The organism is Aquiflexum sp., assembly GCF_977115555.1.
On record NZ_CDSBKL010000396.1, the window covers coordinates 1 to 3,646 of the forward strand.

General features: G+C 44.4%; 3 protein-coding genes. All 3 read left to right on the plus strand.

Going from position 1 to position 3,646, the window contains the following annotated elements; translation table 11 throughout:
- Positions 1–1,308 (plus strand): DUF1553 domain-containing protein (locus tag ACZFYI_RS17260; protein WP_462525372.1); only part of this gene is annotated, 1,308 nt, incomplete at its 5' end.
- Position 1,309: 1 nt separating this feature from the next.
- Positions 1,310–2,818, plus strand: coding sequence for a DUF1501 domain-containing protein (locus ACZFYI_RS17265; RefSeq protein ID WP_462525373.1), 1,509 nt, complete (start codon positions 1,310–1,312; stop codon positions 2,816–2,818).
- A 9-nt stretch (positions 2,819–2,827) separates the two neighbouring features.
- The coding region (locus tag ACZFYI_RS17270) for a c-type cytochrome domain-containing protein (protein ID WP_462525374.1) at positions 2,828–3,646 on the plus strand (819 nt) is incomplete at its 3' end.

Below are 3,646 nucleotides of genomic sequence, written 5' to 3' on the forward strand. Positions count from 1 at the left end.
CTCAGCCAATTTACCATTGATAAAACTGAAGGGAGAATCACAAGAGCCATTCCATTTAAGGAAATCAAAGGAAAGACCGATCTTTTCATCAGTGCCGTAAACCCAAAAGCCAAACCACAGCAATCCACTTCAGCGATAGTATGGTTTGCGTTTGTAAAATCTTTACCCGGAAAAGACAAACCGGAATACCTCAGTATCGAGCAGGATTGGAAAAATCTGTTGGCCGCAAAACCACTGACTCTTCCCATCATGATCGAAAATCCTGATTTCATGAAGAGAAAAACCAATGTTTTTGAAAGGGGAAACTGGATGTTGCTCGGAGAAGAAGTCTCCCCAAAAACACCCGAAACCCTAAACAATTGGAATCCCGAATGGCCAAAAAACAGGCTGGGACTTGCTTATTGGATGGTAGACAAAGAAAATCCGCTAACGGCACGGACCTTGGTCAATAGGGTATGGGCACAAATATTCGGACGGGGATTGGTCAATACCTTGGAGGATATGGGAACCCAATCGGATCTGCCTTCCCATCCGGAATTACTCGATCACTTGGCTTGGAAGCTGATGTACGAATATGATTGGAGCCTCAAATCCCTAATCAAGGAAATTCTCAACTCCCATACCTACAGGCAAAGCTCCAAAATCAGTCCTGAAATACATGAAAAAGATCCTGAAAACAGGTGGTATGCAAGAGGACCTAGATTCAGACTGAGTGCCGAACAGGTCCGTGATCAGGCTTTGGCAGTATCGGGTCTGATCAGTGACAAAATGTATGGCAAAGGTGTCATGCCTCACCAACCTGAAGGAATCTGGCAGACAGTGTATAACGGTGAATCATGGGTGACTAGTGAAGGCGAAGACCAATATAGACGGTCGGTATATACATTTTTGAAAAGAACCAGTCCCTATCCTTCGTTTATCAGTTTTGATGCCGGCAGCAGGGAAGTCTGCATCAGCAAACGGATCGTGACCAATACTCCGCTTCAGGCATTGGCGATTTTGAATGATCCGGTGTATATCGAGGCCGCTTTCAAACTTGGGGAAAAAATGTCCCAAGACACCCATAAAGACCCCAGAACAGTCATTGCAGAAACCTATGAAAAAATAATGTTGGTGCCAATTTCAGAATCCAAACAGAAAAGCCTGTTGAACCTGTATCAAGAAGCATTGACCAATTACAGATCCAAACCTGAGGAACTGAAAGAATTTTTACAAGACAAAAAAGTCGAAGGGAATCCGGAATTGGCAGCTTATACTTTGGTAGCCAATGCCATGTTGAACCTGGACGAATTTCTAACCAAATCCTGAAATGAAAAGGCTGGAAAACTTATTGACCGAGCTTCACCACACCCAACTTGAAAAACAAACAAGGCGGCATTTTCTGATGGACTGCGTCAGCAAAATGGGCGGATTGGCCTTGGCACCCTTGCTATTTGGCTGCGAGACAAATCCCGGCGTACCCAAAGTTCAAGGACTTCAACTTTCCGACAGGGATTTGAATCCTCTTTCTCCTTTGCCTCCTCCTTTTTTTGCGAAAGCAAAATCTGTCATCTACCTGCATATGGCAGGTTCACCATCGCAGTTGGAGCTTTTTGATTTCAAACCTGAACTTGTCAAATATAACAACCAACCTTGTCCTGAATCTCTTTTGGAAGGAAGGAAATTCGCATTTATCCGTGGTGTGCCCAATCTCCTTGGTCCCCAATCCAACTTTGCCCAACATGGCGAATCCGGCGCTTGGGTGTCTGATTACTTACCGCATTTTTCAAAAGTGGTAGATGAAGTCGCCTTCCTCAAGGCTGTGCATACCGATCAATTTAACCATGGTCCTGCCCAACTCTTCATGCAAACAGGAAGTCCGAGATTGGGAAGACCAAGCTTGGGAAGTTGGGTGACTTATGGCCTTGGTACTGAAAATCAAAATCTCCCCGGATTTGTGGTATTGACTTCAGGAGGAAAAACCCCTGATGCCGGAAAAAGCGTTTGGGGAAGCGGGTTTTTGCCCTCAGTTTACCAGGGAGTCCAATGCCGCTCAAAAGGTGATCCGGTACTCTACCTTGAAGACCCAAAAGGAATCAACCGTGACCTCAAAAAGACATTGATCTCCTCCATCAACGAAGTGAACAAAGCCGAGTTTGAAGCATTTGGCGACCCGGAAACTTTGGCCAGAATCAACCAATATGAAATGGCTTATAGAATGCAGATTGAAGTTCCCAATGTGATGAACATCAACGATGAACCTGAATACATTCACCAATTGTATGGTACGAAACCCGGAGAAGAAGCTTTTGCCAACAATTGCCTGCTTGCTAGAAAACTGGTAGAGAAAGGGGTTCGCTTTGTTCAGTTGTATGATTGGGGATGGGACAGCCATGGAACAGACCATGACACGGCGATTGATTTGGGATTAAGAAACAAATGCAATGAAATCGACCGACCGATTGCTGCTCTTTTACTCGACCTCAAGCAAAGAGGATTATTAGAAGATACTTTGGTGGTGTGGGGAGGTGAATTTGGAAGAACGCCGATGCAGGAAAACAGGGAAGGAAAAACCATGGGATACAAAGGCCGTGACCATCATGTGGATGCGTTTACTATGTGGATGGCAGGGGCAGGCATCAAAAACGGGACAAGTTATGGCCAAACGGATGATTTTGGGTTTTCGGGCCTAGAAGGAAAAGTTTCCGTCCATGATGTCCATGCCACGATTTTACAGGTTTTAGGATTTGACCACGAAAAATTTACATACGATTTTCAGGGAAGGCCTTTTCGACTGACAGATGTGGAAGGTGAAATCATCAGAGACATTTTAGCCTAAACGAAACCAATGCCGCTATTCATTCTCCCACTGATTGGACGCTTCCACCCTTTGATAGTCCATTTGCCGATTGGGTTCATTTTGTTTGCCCTAATCTTGATGTATTATCCCAGAAAGGACAAAAACCTGCTTTTTCCCACTGTGCAGTTTGCCTTGCTTTTAAGCACCTTGATGTCATTTTTTGCGTGTATCACCGGAATTATTCTCTACAATCAGGAAGGATATGCCTTTGATACAGTGAAGAACCACTTGGTTTTGGGTATTGTGACAGCCTTGATCTGCCTTTTTCTATATTTCCAAGTCAGAAAAAATCAATCCATATCAAACCCAAAGATCCATATTGGTTCGGGAGTTCTGTTTCTTACACTGACATTGACCGGGCATTTGGGAGGAAATCTCACCCACGGAGAAACTTACCTGACGGAGGTTTTGCCCGAAGGAATTCAGGAAACTTTTGGATGGAAAATGGAGGAGCAGTTTGAGCCCTTATTTCTTGATGAGGAGAATTGGCAGAATGCTGTTTTCTTTGAAGAGGTAGTTCAACCGATCCTTAACCAAAACTGCCGTAGCTGTCATAATGAAAAAAACAACAAAGGAGATTTGGTCCTGACTTCGAGGGAAACCTTATTAAATGGAGGGAAAAACGGTGAGGTCCTAAGTCCCAAAAACCCATTGGAAAGTGAGCTTATCACAAGGATGATGCTGCCCTTGGACCATGAAGACCATATGCCACCAAAGGAGAAAAGGCAACCCGTAGAAGCTGAGGTGGAATTGATAAAAGCATGGCTACTTACCGGTGCATCTTTTGAACAGACACTCAGCCAATCG

What these genes read in the sequence shown, in the direction of transcription:
- ACZFYI_RS17265 (WP_462525373.1), top strand. Translation starts at nt 1,310, where the DNA reads ATGAAAAGGCTGGAAAACTTATTGACCGAGCTTCACCACACCCAACTT.